At 63.2% G+C, this 12712-nt stretch carries 10 protein-coding genes and 2 tRNA genes; 7 read left to right on the top strand and 5 right to left on the bottom strand.

The features are described from left to right. Window positions 1–59: 59 nt before the first annotated feature. The gene (locus AC6CHL_RS07810; protein ID WP_498294074.1) at window positions 60–284 is read right to left on the bottom strand and encodes a hypothetical protein; all 225 of its coding nucleotides are present in this window, start codon (window positions 282–284) and stop codon (window positions 60–62) included. Beyond that, complete coding sequence (locus tag AC6CHL_RS07815) at window positions 281–541, bottom strand: SymE family type I addiction module toxin (RefSeq protein ID WP_498294075.1); 261 nt, start codon at window positions 539–541, stop codon at window positions 281–283. The genes AC6CHL_RS07810 and AC6CHL_RS07815 overlap by 4 nt, the downstream gene beginning before the upstream one ends. Window positions 542–1169: 628 nt before the next feature. Here AC6CHL_RS07815 and AC6CHL_RS07820 point away from each other — a divergent pair. After that, the gene (locus AC6CHL_RS07820) at window positions 1170–2111 is read left to right on the top strand and encodes a hypothetical protein (protein WP_498294076.1); all 942 of its coding nucleotides are present in this window, start codon (window positions 1170–1172) and stop codon (window positions 2109–2111) included. Between the two features lie 198 nt (window positions 2112–2309). Here AC6CHL_RS07820 and AC6CHL_RS07825 read toward each other — a convergent pair whose 3' ends face one another. From AC6CHL_RS07825 to cydD, 3 genes are all read right to left on the bottom strand, one after another. Then, window positions 2310–2915, bottom strand: a complete 606-nt coding sequence (locus tag AC6CHL_RS07825; RefSeq protein WP_498294077.1) for a hypothetical protein — start codon at window positions 2913–2915, stop codon at window positions 2310–2312. Window positions 2916–3628: 713 nt separating this feature from the next. Next, window positions 3629–5299, bottom strand: coding sequence for a thiol reductant ABC exporter subunit CydC (gene cydC, locus AC6CHL_RS07830; protein ID WP_498294078.1), 1671 nt, complete (start codon window positions 5297–5299; stop codon window positions 3629–3631). Then, window positions 5296–7026, bottom strand: coding sequence for a thiol reductant ABC exporter subunit CydD (gene cydD / locus AC6CHL_RS07835; RefSeq protein ID WP_498294079.1), 1731 nt, complete (start codon window positions 7024–7026; stop codon window positions 5296–5298). The genes cydC and cydD overlap by 4 nt, the downstream gene beginning before the upstream one ends. Before the next feature lie 229 nt (window positions 7027–7255). Here cydD and AC6CHL_RS07840 point away from each other — a divergent pair, with 229 nt between their 5' ends. The 6 genes from AC6CHL_RS07840 (at window position 7256) to AC6CHL_RS07865 (ending at window position 12391) form a co-directional block, all read left to right on the top strand. After that, window positions 7256–8839: a cytochrome ubiquinol oxidase subunit I gene (locus AC6CHL_RS07840; protein ID WP_128097676.1), complete on the top strand. Its 1584-nt coding sequence runs from the start codon at window positions 7256–7258 to the stop codon at window positions 8837–8839. Between the two features lie 15 nt (window positions 8840–8854). Then, complete coding sequence (gene cydB / locus AC6CHL_RS07845) at window positions 8855–10009, top strand: cytochrome d ubiquinol oxidase subunit II (protein ID WP_038687450.1); 1155 nt, start codon at window positions 8855–8857, stop codon at window positions 10007–10009. 58 nt (window positions 10010–10067) lie between these two features. Beyond that, window positions 10068–10181: a cytochrome bd-I oxidase subunit CydX gene (gene cydX / locus AC6CHL_RS07850; RefSeq protein ID WP_038687448.1), complete on the top strand. Its 114-nt coding sequence runs from the start codon at window positions 10068–10070 to the stop codon at window positions 10179–10181. A gap of 56 nt (window positions 10182–10237) precedes the next feature. Continuing rightward, window positions 10238–10314, top strand: a tRNA-Pro gene (locus AC6CHL_RS07855). 138 nt (window positions 10315–10452) lie between these two features. Continuing rightward, window positions 10453–10529: transfer RNA gene (locus AC6CHL_RS07860), tRNA-Pro, on the top strand. Window positions 10530–11179: 650 nt separating this feature from the next. Continuing rightward, on the top strand, window positions 11180–12391 hold the full coding sequence (locus tag AC6CHL_RS07865) for a CynX/NimT family MFS transporter (RefSeq protein WP_038687446.1): 1212 nt from the start codon (window positions 11180–11182) through the stop codon (window positions 12389–12391). Window positions 12392–12712: the final 321 nt, after the last annotated feature.

The raw sequence follows: 12712 nt of genomic DNA on the forward strand, positions 1-12712 counted from the left end.
CACCCATCGGGCGCCCCATCACCCAGGCACCCGACCCAGACACACCGCCAGCGCGACCTTCAATCCCCACCAAACGGACTACACCGCCATCCGTGCTGGTGCTGCACCCACTCCTCCAGGCTCCTGTCGTCGACAGCCACCGGACCGCACTCGACCGCCACGTACTCCCGCATCAGCCGGCCCAGCACCTGGTCAGCAGCACGGTGCTCGCGCGCCGCCGCCTCCTGAAAACGGGCGCGCAACCCGGCGTCCACCTCGACCTGCATCAACACGCACCGGTTCATGCCTTCCCTCCATCAGTGGACGCCGACGCACGCGCTGCTTCCCGCGCAAGCCGCTGCAGCTTCCTCGGAATCTTCACCGGCGCCGGCACTGGTCGCTCAATCACCGTGAGCGTGATACGGCCATGCTCCGCGTCGATCTTGAGACGTGAGCCTACGTCGAAGCCCAGCTTGTCCAGCCAGCGGCCGCGCAGACGTACGTACGGAATCATCTCTACGCTGCCGCGCTCCTCGCGGATGGGGTACAGCTGTGCACCCACTTTGCAGCTCGGGGCTGGGCGGGCGTAGGGTTTGCGTTTGGGTGGCTCGACGAAGGGTGTGTCAGCCCATGGTGTTCGCATGATGCACCTCCTGATAAGGATCGCCCTCGCCGGGATGGCGAGGGTGTCGGGAGGCTAGAACCGTACGAATGCAATGCCGGTGGGCGTGTTTCCACGAGGGTGTTGTATTCCGCCCCCTCCCGACTCAGGAAGTCGCTATTTTGCATTCGTGGAGGTTCTAGACTCCGGAACACACCATGCGGGATGGTGCAGAAGATAGGAAATTGCTTGTTTCTGTTGATCTGCGGTGGTTGGTTCACTGCATCTACACCCTGTCGCAACGCGCCAATCGTTTGAGCTAAGAACCCCGAAAGAACGAGCCTAGGCGCCAGACAGCCAGAATCCCAATAGGCCCGCTAGGGCAGGTGCCTCCATCAGCCAGAATAGCCATGCCTTTGGGCGATAGCGGGCGGTTCGAAAGTGCGCAATGTGAGCAGTTACAACCCCAAGCTCCCCATCACAGGGTCGCCGTCGCTTCCGAACGCTGCAAATCCCACGCAGACTCCACCGATCGCCCCCAATGAATCGTCTATCATGCCAACACCGAAACTTCATAAACAGGTGGAACGTGGCGCTCAAGATGCAGGCAGGGGAATCAATTAAGGAGAACTTCTCGAAGTTAGAATTCGACACTGAGCATGCCTTAGTGATGCACGCAACAAGTTTATGCACGTTCCCAGTGGAGGCCATGTATGACAACAACTTAATGTCTCAATACAAGAGTATAATAAGGGATTGCCACATCTATATTATCGGATTTCTGCCAATACTGGATCTCAGGGGAGTATGCGAGGAAAATGGAGAGGCAGTCTTCGACTTCACAACAATCGACCGTTCATTTTTTGTGCGCGAGCCCATTCCGGAGGGAATGTCCCTGAAAATTGAAGGGGGAGGTTATTACTTGCAGGCATCGAATGGCACGAAGTACACATTCAATCGGGATCACCTTTACAGGAAGGCGAGTGTGGGCTTGGACGCCGATTCAATGATGGTTATGTATGTCGGACAAGCGTACGGAACCAAAGGCTCACGAAGCGCTCTTGATAGACTTCGCAAGCATGAAACCTTGCAGAAGATTGCAATCAAACAAGCTCCGCCAGGAAAAAAATTGACTGCACTTCTGCTTGCCGTCAAGCCGAGCACAAAATTAGTTACAATGATTAACCCTCACGCAAAAAACAGGGATGACAGTGGGGCGCGGATTAAGAGCGGTCTCGACAAGCTGCGAACTACCACAGAGCTAGAGCGAATCACGCTGTACGAAGCATCGCTGATACGGCACTTCGCACCAGAGTACAACACTGAATACAAGAACAGCTTCCCGTCCACGAACATGAAGGTCCTCAATGATTGTTATGAGAAGGACATAAATGCCATTGTCGCGGAAATTAACTTTGATGCCATGCCCTTCAAGTTAATGTCAAAGTCGGTAACGCCCGCACTAACCTTTATGATCAAACATGATCTCCATAAATCCGAATCGCGCAAAGTTTTCTTTGGAATTGGTTGATAGAACGCTAAAATAGAGCATACATTAAGCTCCACGCCCAACATGGACATTGCTCAGTCAGTTTATAGGCCATGGACTCACCTCCCATACCTTAAGACACTTGCCACAGTCTCAATACCCACTAAAAACGAGAAACATATGCTGGCATGAATCCAGATTGACCTACATCACAAAGTTACGACGGGCCTGAAAGAGTTCCTATCTTACTGTTGCGACCCCAACCAGCTGGCCAGAATCCAATGAAACCTCAAATTCTCGAGACTGCTGGGAAAAGAAAATATGCCGCCTAGCAATTCTCGCCTCCAGAACAGTTCGATTACTCGCCCTAAACCAAGGTCGGTCCATGTAATACTCAAAAGCAAACTTCCTTGCCGTTTCTTTGCAAGTTGTCCATGACTGCCCAAAGCACAATGACGTTAGCTCACTGATATCGCAGCCGCGATAGACCTGCACTACAGTCGGCAATAGATCTATATCATTAGGCTCCAGGATATCAACCAGCACTATCCTAGGATACCAGTCATCATTCTCTTGACCTATAAAAAGATCGTGCAAGCCGCCATGCGCAAATGTCGTGAACGCATGCCGAAGCGGATCTGCAACACCATACCAACTAGAACCGCTATTCGAAGAATCTGAGAATTTCATAAATTCCGAAAGAACACCCGCCCCCACGCCCCCCGATCTAATATGTAGGCATAGCCGCTCGATCAGATGACACGCGTCATTTACTTGTTGAGGGTTCAGACTATGCATGATCTTGGCTTCCAGATCGTCGAGGTCGATGCACATCTCACCCTTCATGAATCTGGAGTCTTCCTGACTCAGTTTTAACATTGATCTTTCCGAAAAATTCAAAATGTGGTTGAGTTGCAGAACTGCGTAGGCCTGAAGTAAGTGCAACGCTGCGTCCCAGCTGCCACGAAGCATGCGTGCCCAGTAGCGTACTCCAAGTGTTAGCACCGGGCCAAAGAATCACAGACTAAAAGAGGATCTCATAAACGGCCCTCGTCACAAGTGTTACCGTCGTGCCTACACGAAATACTATCAGGACCGAATGAACTCAACTCCTACGCATTGCGTCGTGGAGCGGGACCCTGAGTTTCGGTCGACACCCAAGAACCGAGTCCGGTTGAGCAGGCCCACCTTGATTCAGTGTAAATAATGCCTTTCGAAGACAAAAGCACGGCCGCGACACACCGAGGTCTAGGGAAATTCACACCCTCTTCGAATGCAGGGATGAAAAGCTATCAAATAGCTCGATTCAATTCCCCTACCTCGCGCGCCTCGGCTTCGACGGGGTCTTGTCTGCCGACTCGTCGATAAACGATCGACCTCTCAATCTCCCTGAAATTGGCCAGCTACGAAACCGCTCGGAGGATGTGCTGGGCTCTCATGCTTGATAGCGAGATGCCACTTCCGATCGTGCTGCGGCTTACGTGCGCGAGTTGCCCGCCCCGTCCTGGAGCGAAGTGTTGCGGCACCCTCAGCAAGCATCCACGCCCTTCTCACGCAATTCACCCCAACCGCCCATCCCGCAACCGATAACTCCGGTGCACGATGCCCTCCGGCAACACATCATGCGTAATCATTACCAGGCTACGGTTCCCCAGCGCCCCCACCATGTCATGCAACAGCGCATGCGCGGTATCCACATCCAGCCCTTCAGTAGGCTCATCCAGCAACAGAATCGGTGAACCACGCAGCAGCGCCCGCGCCAGCGCCAGGCGCCGCGCCTGCCCGGCCGACATGGTGGCGCCGTTCTCGCCCACCCACGCCTGCAACCCGCCAATCTGCTCGGCCCAGCCCTGCAGGCGCACATCGGCCAGCACCTGCCACAGCTGCGCATCGGTAGCCTGCGGATCACCCAAGCGCAGATTGTCGGCCACGCTGCCCGCAAACACCGGCGCGTTCTGCGGCAACCACGCCACCTGCCGGTGCCAGTCGGCCTGGGCGAACTGGCGGATGTCGATGCCGCCGTAGCGCACGTAACCGGCATCGGGGTCCCACAGGCGCAGCAGCAGCGACGACAGCGTGGTTTTGCCACAGCCGCTGTCGCCCTGGATGGCGATGCGATCACCCGGGCGCAGCTGCAACTGCAGCCCGTCCAGCAATGCCCGCTCCTGCCCCGGCCAGCGGAACGCCACGTGCTCAACACTGAGCGTGGCCGGTTCGGCGGGCACCGGCACCGGGTTCACCGGCTCGGCCACACCGGCGGGTTGATCGACGATCTGCTCCAGCCGCACCGCCGCCACCCGTCCGGACAGCCACGACTGCCAGGCCAATCCGATGGCCGCCCACAGTTCCAGCAGCGCGACGGTGAGGAACACCAGGCCCGCGGCCAAGGCGGCATCGATGGCGCCGCGCTCGAAGCCGCGCAACGCCAGCCACAGCATGGCCACCAGCCCTGCGGCCGCGCACACGCCATGCAGCGCATTGCCGCCGATCAACCGCACGCGGCGCCGACGGTCGCGCGACTTCAGCTGTTTGGCCGCCACCAGCACGCGCAGGTTCCAGTGCTCGCGCGCCTGCAGGGCGGTCAGGTCCGCCGCGCCTTCCAGGCCTTCGAAGGACTGCGCGCGCAGCTGTGCGCGATGCAGCGCGCGGTCGCGCTCCTGGTCGCCGGCACCGCGCACGGTCAGCCACGGCACGCCCGCGCCGATCACCAGCGCGAGCACGCCCAGCAGCGCCGCTGCAGGCGGGTAGATGATGCCCGCGGCGATCACGCCCACCAGCGAGATGCCGCCCAGCGCCAGCAGCGGGCCGATGGCGCGCACCAGCAGGCCGTCCACTTCGCCGATGTCCGACATCAGACGCGCCAGCAGCTCGCCAGTGCGCACGCCGGCCAGTCGCGCCGGCGCCAGCGGCAGCGCGCGGCGGAAGAACCACACGCGCAGGTCGCGGGCGATGCGCAGGGTGACGTCGTGGCCCACCAGCTTTTCGAAATAGCGCGAGGCGATCCGCGCCATGGTCAGCCCGCGGATGCCCGCCGAGGGCGAGAAGAAGTTGAAGCCGCTGCCCAGCCCGGCCGCACCGGCCAGTGCGGCCGCGGTAAGGAAGCCACCGGACAGCCCCAGCAATGCGGTGCCGGCCAGCATGGTGGTCCACAGCAGCAGTACGGTCAGTACCAGGCGACCGCGATGGCGGGTAAATACCTGCTTCAACGAGTCGATGCGTGGCGCACTCATGCCGACACCTCCCGCGTGTTGCGGGTGCCGCTGGCGGTCAAGGTCAGGCGCGTATCGGCCCAGGCCATGGCGGTCTCGCTGTGGGTGGCGATGATGACGCTGCGGCCGCGCGCGAACGCGGCCAGCGTGCGCAGCAGGTCGGCCTCGGTGTCCGGGTCAAGGAAGGCGGTGGGTTCATCGAGCAGCAGCAGCTGCGGGTCGCGCAGCAGCAACCGCGCCAGGCCGATGCGGCGCGCCTCGCCCCCGGACAGGCCGAAGCCGCGCTCGCCGATCACCGTATCCAGCCCATCCGGCAGGGCGGACGCGAAGCGCATCACCTGCGCCGCCTCGGCGACGGCACGCAGGTGCGCGTCGGTGGCGCCCGGGTCGGCCAGCCGCAGGTTGTCGGCAATGCTGCCGTGGAACAGGTAGGGGCGCTGCCCGGCATAGCCGATCTCCAGCCCGGGGCGCAGCACGATGCTGCCCGACTGCGGCGGCAGCCAGCCGGCCAGCGCTTCCAGCAGGGTGCTCTTGCCACTGCCGCTGGGGCCGACCAGCGCCAGCCGCTGGCCGGGCTCGATCTGGAAGGACAGCCCTTGGATGACATCGTGCTGCGCCCCCAGCGGACGCAACACCAGGTCGCGCACCTGCACCGGCGGTGCATGTTGTTCCAGCAGTTCGGGGGCACGTGCAACGGCGGCCTGCACATCGCCGCCCTCCTCCGCATCGGGCAGCTCGCCGAGCAGGCGCTCCACCTCGGCCGCGGCGGCCAGCGCGTTGGCGCGGTCGTGGTAGTGCGCGGCCAGGCGCCGCAGCGGCGCGTAGAACTCCGGCGCCAGCAGCAGGCAGAACATGCCCACGCCCAGTGTGGGCACCTGCGCGTGCAGCGACATCAGGCCCAGGTAGCTCAGCCCGAAGTACAGCGCGACCATGGCCACGCTGACCGAGGCGAAGAATTCCAGCACGGTGGACGACAGGAAGGCGATGCGCAGCACTTTCATGGTGCGCTCGCGCACGCCTTCGGCCGCGGCGGCCACGCCCTCCAGTTCGGCCTCGCCCCGCCCGTACAGGCGCAGCAGGCCCAGGCCCTTGATGCGGTCGGCGAAATGCCCGCTCATGCGGGCCAGCTCGCCCAGCTGCGCGCGCCCGGCCGCTTCTGCGCCCCAGCCCACCAGCATCATGAAGAACGGCACCAGCGGCGCGGTGAACACCAGGATCAGCGCCACCACCCAATCGGTCCAGGCCACCGCCAGCGCGATCAGCAGCGGCACCACCACCACTTCAATGCGGACCGGCTGATAACCGGCGTAATAGTTCTCAATTGCATCGGCATGGGCCAGCATCAGCTCGCCCAGCTCACCGGTACGCTGCTGGCGCAGCCACAACGGCCCGCGCCCCAGCAGGCGCCGGTAGACCCGCTCACGCAGGGCCAGCCGCGCGGCATCGGCCACATCGCCGGCTGCGGCCTGGGTGGCGCTGCCCAGCAGCGCGCGCGCGACCAGCACCACCAGCAGGCCCAGCAGCACCGGGGTGGCGTCGGCCAGCGGCCGGTGCTGCACCAGCACGGCCTGGATCAACCAGGCAATGGCCGCGGCCTGGCCGATCAACAGCGCCCCGGACACGCAGATGCACAGCGCAGCCATGCGCTGGCGCCCCCGCGCGGCCATGCCCAGCCCGCCCAGCCAGTGCAGGCGGCGACGGCGCAGGGCCGTGGTTTCAACAACAGTGGCGTCGGGGGGTATGCTCAAGGCAGATCACGCAGGGACACAGGGAGGTTTCCGTCGATTGTAGTGGGTGCCGGCATGGCCCCCGTGCGGCAAGCGGTCGCAGGTTGCCAGGAACGCATACGATTCCTTGCACAGACCGCTCGTACATTGATCTGAATCAAGGCTATTTGAAGTTGCAGGTCACAGAATTCATCCCGTAGACCCCCCTTCCCGCCACCTGAAACGCTAAACCCAACGAGGTAGCCAGGCCATGATTGATCAGACAGTCGTAGAACTGTCGCGGCTGCAATTCGCTCTGACCGCGATGTACCACTTCCTATTTGTCCCCCTCACGCTCGGGCTGTCCTTCATGGTGGCCATCATGGAGAGCGTGTACGTCATGACCCGCAAACAGGTCTGGCGGCAGATGACCCTGTTCTGGGGCACATTGTTCGGCATCAACTTCGCCATCGGCGTGGCCACCGGCCTGGTGATGGAATTCCAGTTCGGCATGAACTGGTCGTACTACAGCCATTACGTCGGCGACATCTTCGGCGCACCGCTGGCCATTGAAGGGTTGATGGCGTTCTTCCTGGAAGCCACCTTCATCGGCCTGTTCTTCTTTGGCTGGAAGCGGCTGAGCGCGGTCAAGCACCTCACCGTGACCTGGCTGATGGCGCTGGGCACCAACCTGTCGGCGGTGTGGATCCTGATCGCCAACGGCTGGATGCAGAACCCGACCGGTGCGGTGTTCAACCCCGAAACGATGCGCATGGAAGTGGTGGACTTCGCCGCGGTGCTGTTCAATCCGGTGGCGCAGGCCAAGTTCGTGCACACCGTCAGTGCCGGCTACGTGACCGGTGCGATCTTCGTGATGTCCATCAGCGCGCTGTACCTGCTGCGGGGCAAGTACAAGGACATGGCCCGCCGCTCGTTCGCGGTGGCGGCGGCCTTCGGCCTGCTGTCGTCGCTGTCGGTGGTGGTGCTGGGTGACGAAAGCGGGTACGCCGCCAGCGAACACCAGAAGATGAAGCTGGCTGCGATTGAAGCGATGTGGGAAACCGAGCGTGCCCCGGCCGACTTCACCGCCTTCGGCATTCCCAACCAGACCACCCACACCAACGACTACGCGATCAAGATTCCGTACCTGATGGGCCTGATCGCCACGCGTTCGCTGGACCAGCCGATCCCGGGCATCCTGGAGCTGGTGGGTCGCGCCGAGAACCGCATCCGTGGCGGCCAGCTGGCTTACGGTGCACTGGAACGCGTGCGCAAGGACAAGAACGACGTCGAAGCGCGCGAGATGTTCGACCGCCATTGGCAGGATCTGGGCCACGGCCTGCTGCTGAAGCGTTACCGCGAGGACATCCTCAACGCCACCCCGGAAGAAATCTCCAAGGCGGCGATGGACACGGTACCGCGCGTGGCACCGCTGTTCTGGACCTTCCGCATCATGGCCGGCCTGGGCTTCTACCTGATCGCCTTCTTCGCCCTGGCGTTCTACTTCTCGTGCCGCAACAGCTTCCAGGACAAGCGCTGGTTCCTGCGCCTGGCCGTGTGGTCGCTGCCGGCCCCGTGGATCGCGATCGAGTGCGGTTGGTTCGTGGCCGAGTACGGTCGCCAGCCGTGGGCGGTGGATGGCGTGCTGCCCACTTTCTATGCCGCATCGGGCCTGGCCCTGCATGAAATCCTGACCACGCTGGCAGTGTTCACCGGGTTGTACACGGTGCTGCTGGTGATCGAGGTCAAGTTGATGCTGAAGGCGATCCGCAAGGGTCCGGAAGAAATCCTGCCCACGCTGCAGGCTGATATCCGCCCCGTTTCCCCCGTTGCCGCCGCCCCCGGCCAAGCCTGAGGCAGGAGAATCCAGATGGAATTCATTGCACTTGATTACACCACGCTCCGCGTGATCTGGTGGCTGCTGCTCGGCATCCTGCTGGTCGGCTGGGCCGTCATGGACGGGTTCGACCTCGGCGTTGGCACCCTGCTGCCGTTCGTGGCCCGCACCGATGACGAACGCCGGCTGGTGATCAACACCGTCGGCCCGGTCTGGGAAGGCAACCAGGTCTGGTTGGTACTGGGTGGCGGCGCGATCTTCGCAGCGTGGCCCCCGCTGTACGCGGTCAGCTTCTCCGGCTTCTACCTCGCTGTGTTCCTGATGCTGTTCGGGCTGATCCTGCGCCCGGTCGCCTTCAAGTACCGCAGCAAGATGCCCGGCAAGCGCTGGCGCCAGAACTGGGACCGGGCGCTGTTTGTCGGCGGCCTGTTGCCGGCCCTGATCGCCGGCGTGGCGGTGGGCAACGTGCTGGTGGGCGTGCCGTTCCACTTCGATGACAGCATGCGCATCTTCTACACCGGCACCCTGATCGGCCTGCTCAACCCGTTCGCCCTGGTGGCGGGTCTGGTCAGCGTGGCGATGGTGGTGTCGCACGGTGCGGCGATGCTGGTGCTCAAGACCGATGGTCCGGTGGCCGAACGTTCGGCGCGCTATGGCAGCGTGGCTGCACTGGCGAGCTTCGTGTTGTTTGCCGCCGCCGGCGCCTGGGTGGCCTTCGGCCTGCCGGGCTACCAGATCACCTCGCAGGTGGTCACCGATGGCCCGACCAACCCGCTGTTGAAGACCGTTGAACTGGGCAGCGTCGCCGGTGGCTGGCTGCGCAACTACAGCAGCATGCCCGCCACCGTGGTGTTCCCCCTGATCGGCCTGCTGGGTGCCCTGGCCAGCGCAGTGCTGCTGCGTGCCCGCCGTGGCGGCCTGGCCTTCCTCGCCTCGGGCGCGTCCATCGCCGGCATCATCCTCACCGTCGGCTTTGCGATCTTCCCGTTCCTGCTGCCGTCCTCCAGCCAGCCCATCTCCAGCCTGACCGTCTGGGACAGTTCGTCCAGCCATCTCACGCTGTGGATCATGCTGCTGGCCACGGCCATTTTCCTGCCGATCATCATCGCGTACACCAGCTGGGTATACCGCGTCATGAAGGGCAAGACGACCGCCGAGGAAATGGGCGACAACCCCAACGCGTATTGAGTGTTCTCACGCGTGCCGACCCACGGTCGGCACCACCCCCGAATGAAGGAGAGTGAACATGTGGTATTTCGCCTGGATCCTCGGCGCCGGCCTTGCCTCGGTCGTGGCCATCCTCAACGGCATGTGGTTCGAAGCCCGCGAAACCAGCCGACTGGACAACGAGCAACGCTGAAAGTGTAAAAAAGAGTTGCCGATACGGCCTTCACACCGTATTCTTGGCGGCTCCTTCGGGGTGTAGCTCAGTCTGGTAGAGCGCTACGTTCGGGACGTAGAGGTCGCAGGTTCGAATCCTGTCTCCCCGACCACTCAGGTGGTCGCATTGAAGCCTGGAAACACGATTTCCAGGCTTTTGTGTCTAAGCCGTGGCAACACGGCACCGAAGGAAAGCAACACGGTCCCCCTTGCCGCCGAAGGGCGGGATCGATACAATAGGCGGCTCCTTACGGGGTGTAGCTCAGTCTGGTAGAGCGCTACGTTCGGGACGTAGAGGTCGCAGGTTCGAATCCTGTCTCCCCGACCATTTGATGGTCACATTGAAGCCTGGAAGACATATGTCCTCCGGGCTTTTTTGTGTCTGTTGTTCAGGGCACGCATCCACGGCGTGTGGCCATGCCGGACACGCCGGTAGAGCCGACCGTTGGTCGGCTGCACTTCCGTGCGGTGGAGGGTTCCGCACACCCACACCCACACCCACACGCCCCGGCCCGGCCCGGCCCGGCCTGACGACATCGGCATCCGGGGGATTTGGCGCTGGCGTCAAAGCGCAGCCGACCAACGGTCGGCTCTACCGGGGTGTTTCGCATACCCACATGCCCCGGTCCGGTGGTTTGCACATCCACACGCCCCGGTCCGGTGTTTTGCACAGCCACACGCCCGGTCGGGTGTTTTGCACACCCACATGCCCCCGATCCGGTGTTTTCGCATGGGTACACGCCCCGGCCCCGTGTTTCGCATAGCCACACGTCCGGCCCGGTGTTTGGTATGACCAGACGCCCCGGGCCGTCGGCACGACCCATTCATTTGGCGCAGGTACAATGCCCCGCTTCGGGACGCGCGCGGCGCGCGCCATTCCTCTTCTACCCCACGCAGCCTCCGGCCATGCGCCAGCGGCGGCGTTTCCGCACATCCGGCCCCCACCGTGATCGCGCCACCTGCATGAGATCCACGTCCATGACCCACACCGACCCACACGCCTCGTCCCTGCTGCGCGGACGCGTGCTCGCCTTTGCCGCCATCCTGCTGGCCGCGCTCAACCTGCGCACCGCCGTCACCTCGGTCACCCCACTGCTGGACCTGCTCGGCCAGACCTTCGGCTTCGGCACCACCATGACCGGCGTGCTCGGCATGCTGCCCACCGCCTCGTTCGCCCTGTTCGGCGTCACCACCCCCATGGTGGCCCGCCGCATCGGCCTGGAGCGCACCGCCCTGCTCGCCATGGGCCTGGCCACCGTCGGCCTGCTCCTGCGCTCCATGGCCGGCGGCATCGGCAGCCTCCTGTTCGGCTCCATCGTCGCCCTCGCCGGCATGGGCATCGGCAACGTCGTCGTCCCGCCGCTGGTCAAGCGCTACTTCGCCAACCGCGTCGGCACCGTCAGCACCCTGTACATCACCGTGCTGCAGATCGGCACCATGATGCCCGCCCTGCTCGCCGTGCCCCTGGCCCAGAGCGCCGGCTGGCGCGTCTCGCTCGGCATCTGGGCCATCCTCGCCCTGGCCGCCGCCCTGCCCTGGATGATGCTGGCCCGCCGCCGCCCGCACCCGGACCCGCTCGACACCGCCGCCGACCCGTCCGCCCAGCCGCACGGCAAGGTCTGGCGCACCCCGCTTGGCTGGGGCATGACGCTCATGTTCGGCATGACCTCGCTCATGACCTACTCCATGTTCACCTGGCTGCCGCGCATCGTCGTCGAAGCCGGTGCCACCCCGGCCTTCGGCGGCATCATGGTGGCCATCTTCGCCGCCTGCGGCCTGCTGCCCTCGCTCACCATGCCCGCCCTGGCGGTGCGCCTGCGCAACCCGTTCCCGCTGGTCCTGATCGGCTTCTCGGCCTTCCTCATCGCCTTCGCCGGCCTGCTCTTCGCCCCGATGAAGGCGCCGTGGCTGTGGGCCATCCTGCTGGGCATCGGCCCGTCCACCTTCCCGCTCGCGCTGACCCTGATCAACCTGCGCACCCGCACCCCCGCGGGCTCGGCCGCGCTGTCCGGCTTCATGCAGGGCGTCGGCTACGCCTTCAGCTGCCTGGGCCCGTTCCTGTTCGGCTGGCTGCACGAAATGAGCGGTGGCTGGCACCTGCCGTTCGGCTTCCTGGTGGTCTGCGCGGTGGTCCTGCTCACCGCCTCGTGGGTGGCCTGCAAGCCGCAGAAGCTGGAAGACCAGTGGTAAGCGTCGCTTCTACACACCGCTTGCGCACCTGCTGACGTAGCGTGTCAGTCACTGACCTGCCGGGAACGGCAGGCGGTCGGGGCCTGGAGCATTCCAGCGCGTTTCACTGAACGGCTTCAGTACGCAACGACCCCCGGGACATCGCAGTGGCGGCGGCCTGCCGGTCTTTGCGATCAGTACGTTACATCCTGTTTCTCTTCCCGCTCCACAGCGGGATGCGGACGCGCGTGCTTTAACGATTTGTAAACAACTGCGCAGTCAGGCACGATTGGCATGTGATGTGCGTCACATTTTTGCACACCATATTCTCTGAAGGGATGC

This window comes from Stenotrophomonas sp. GQ19, from assembly GCF_059758695.1.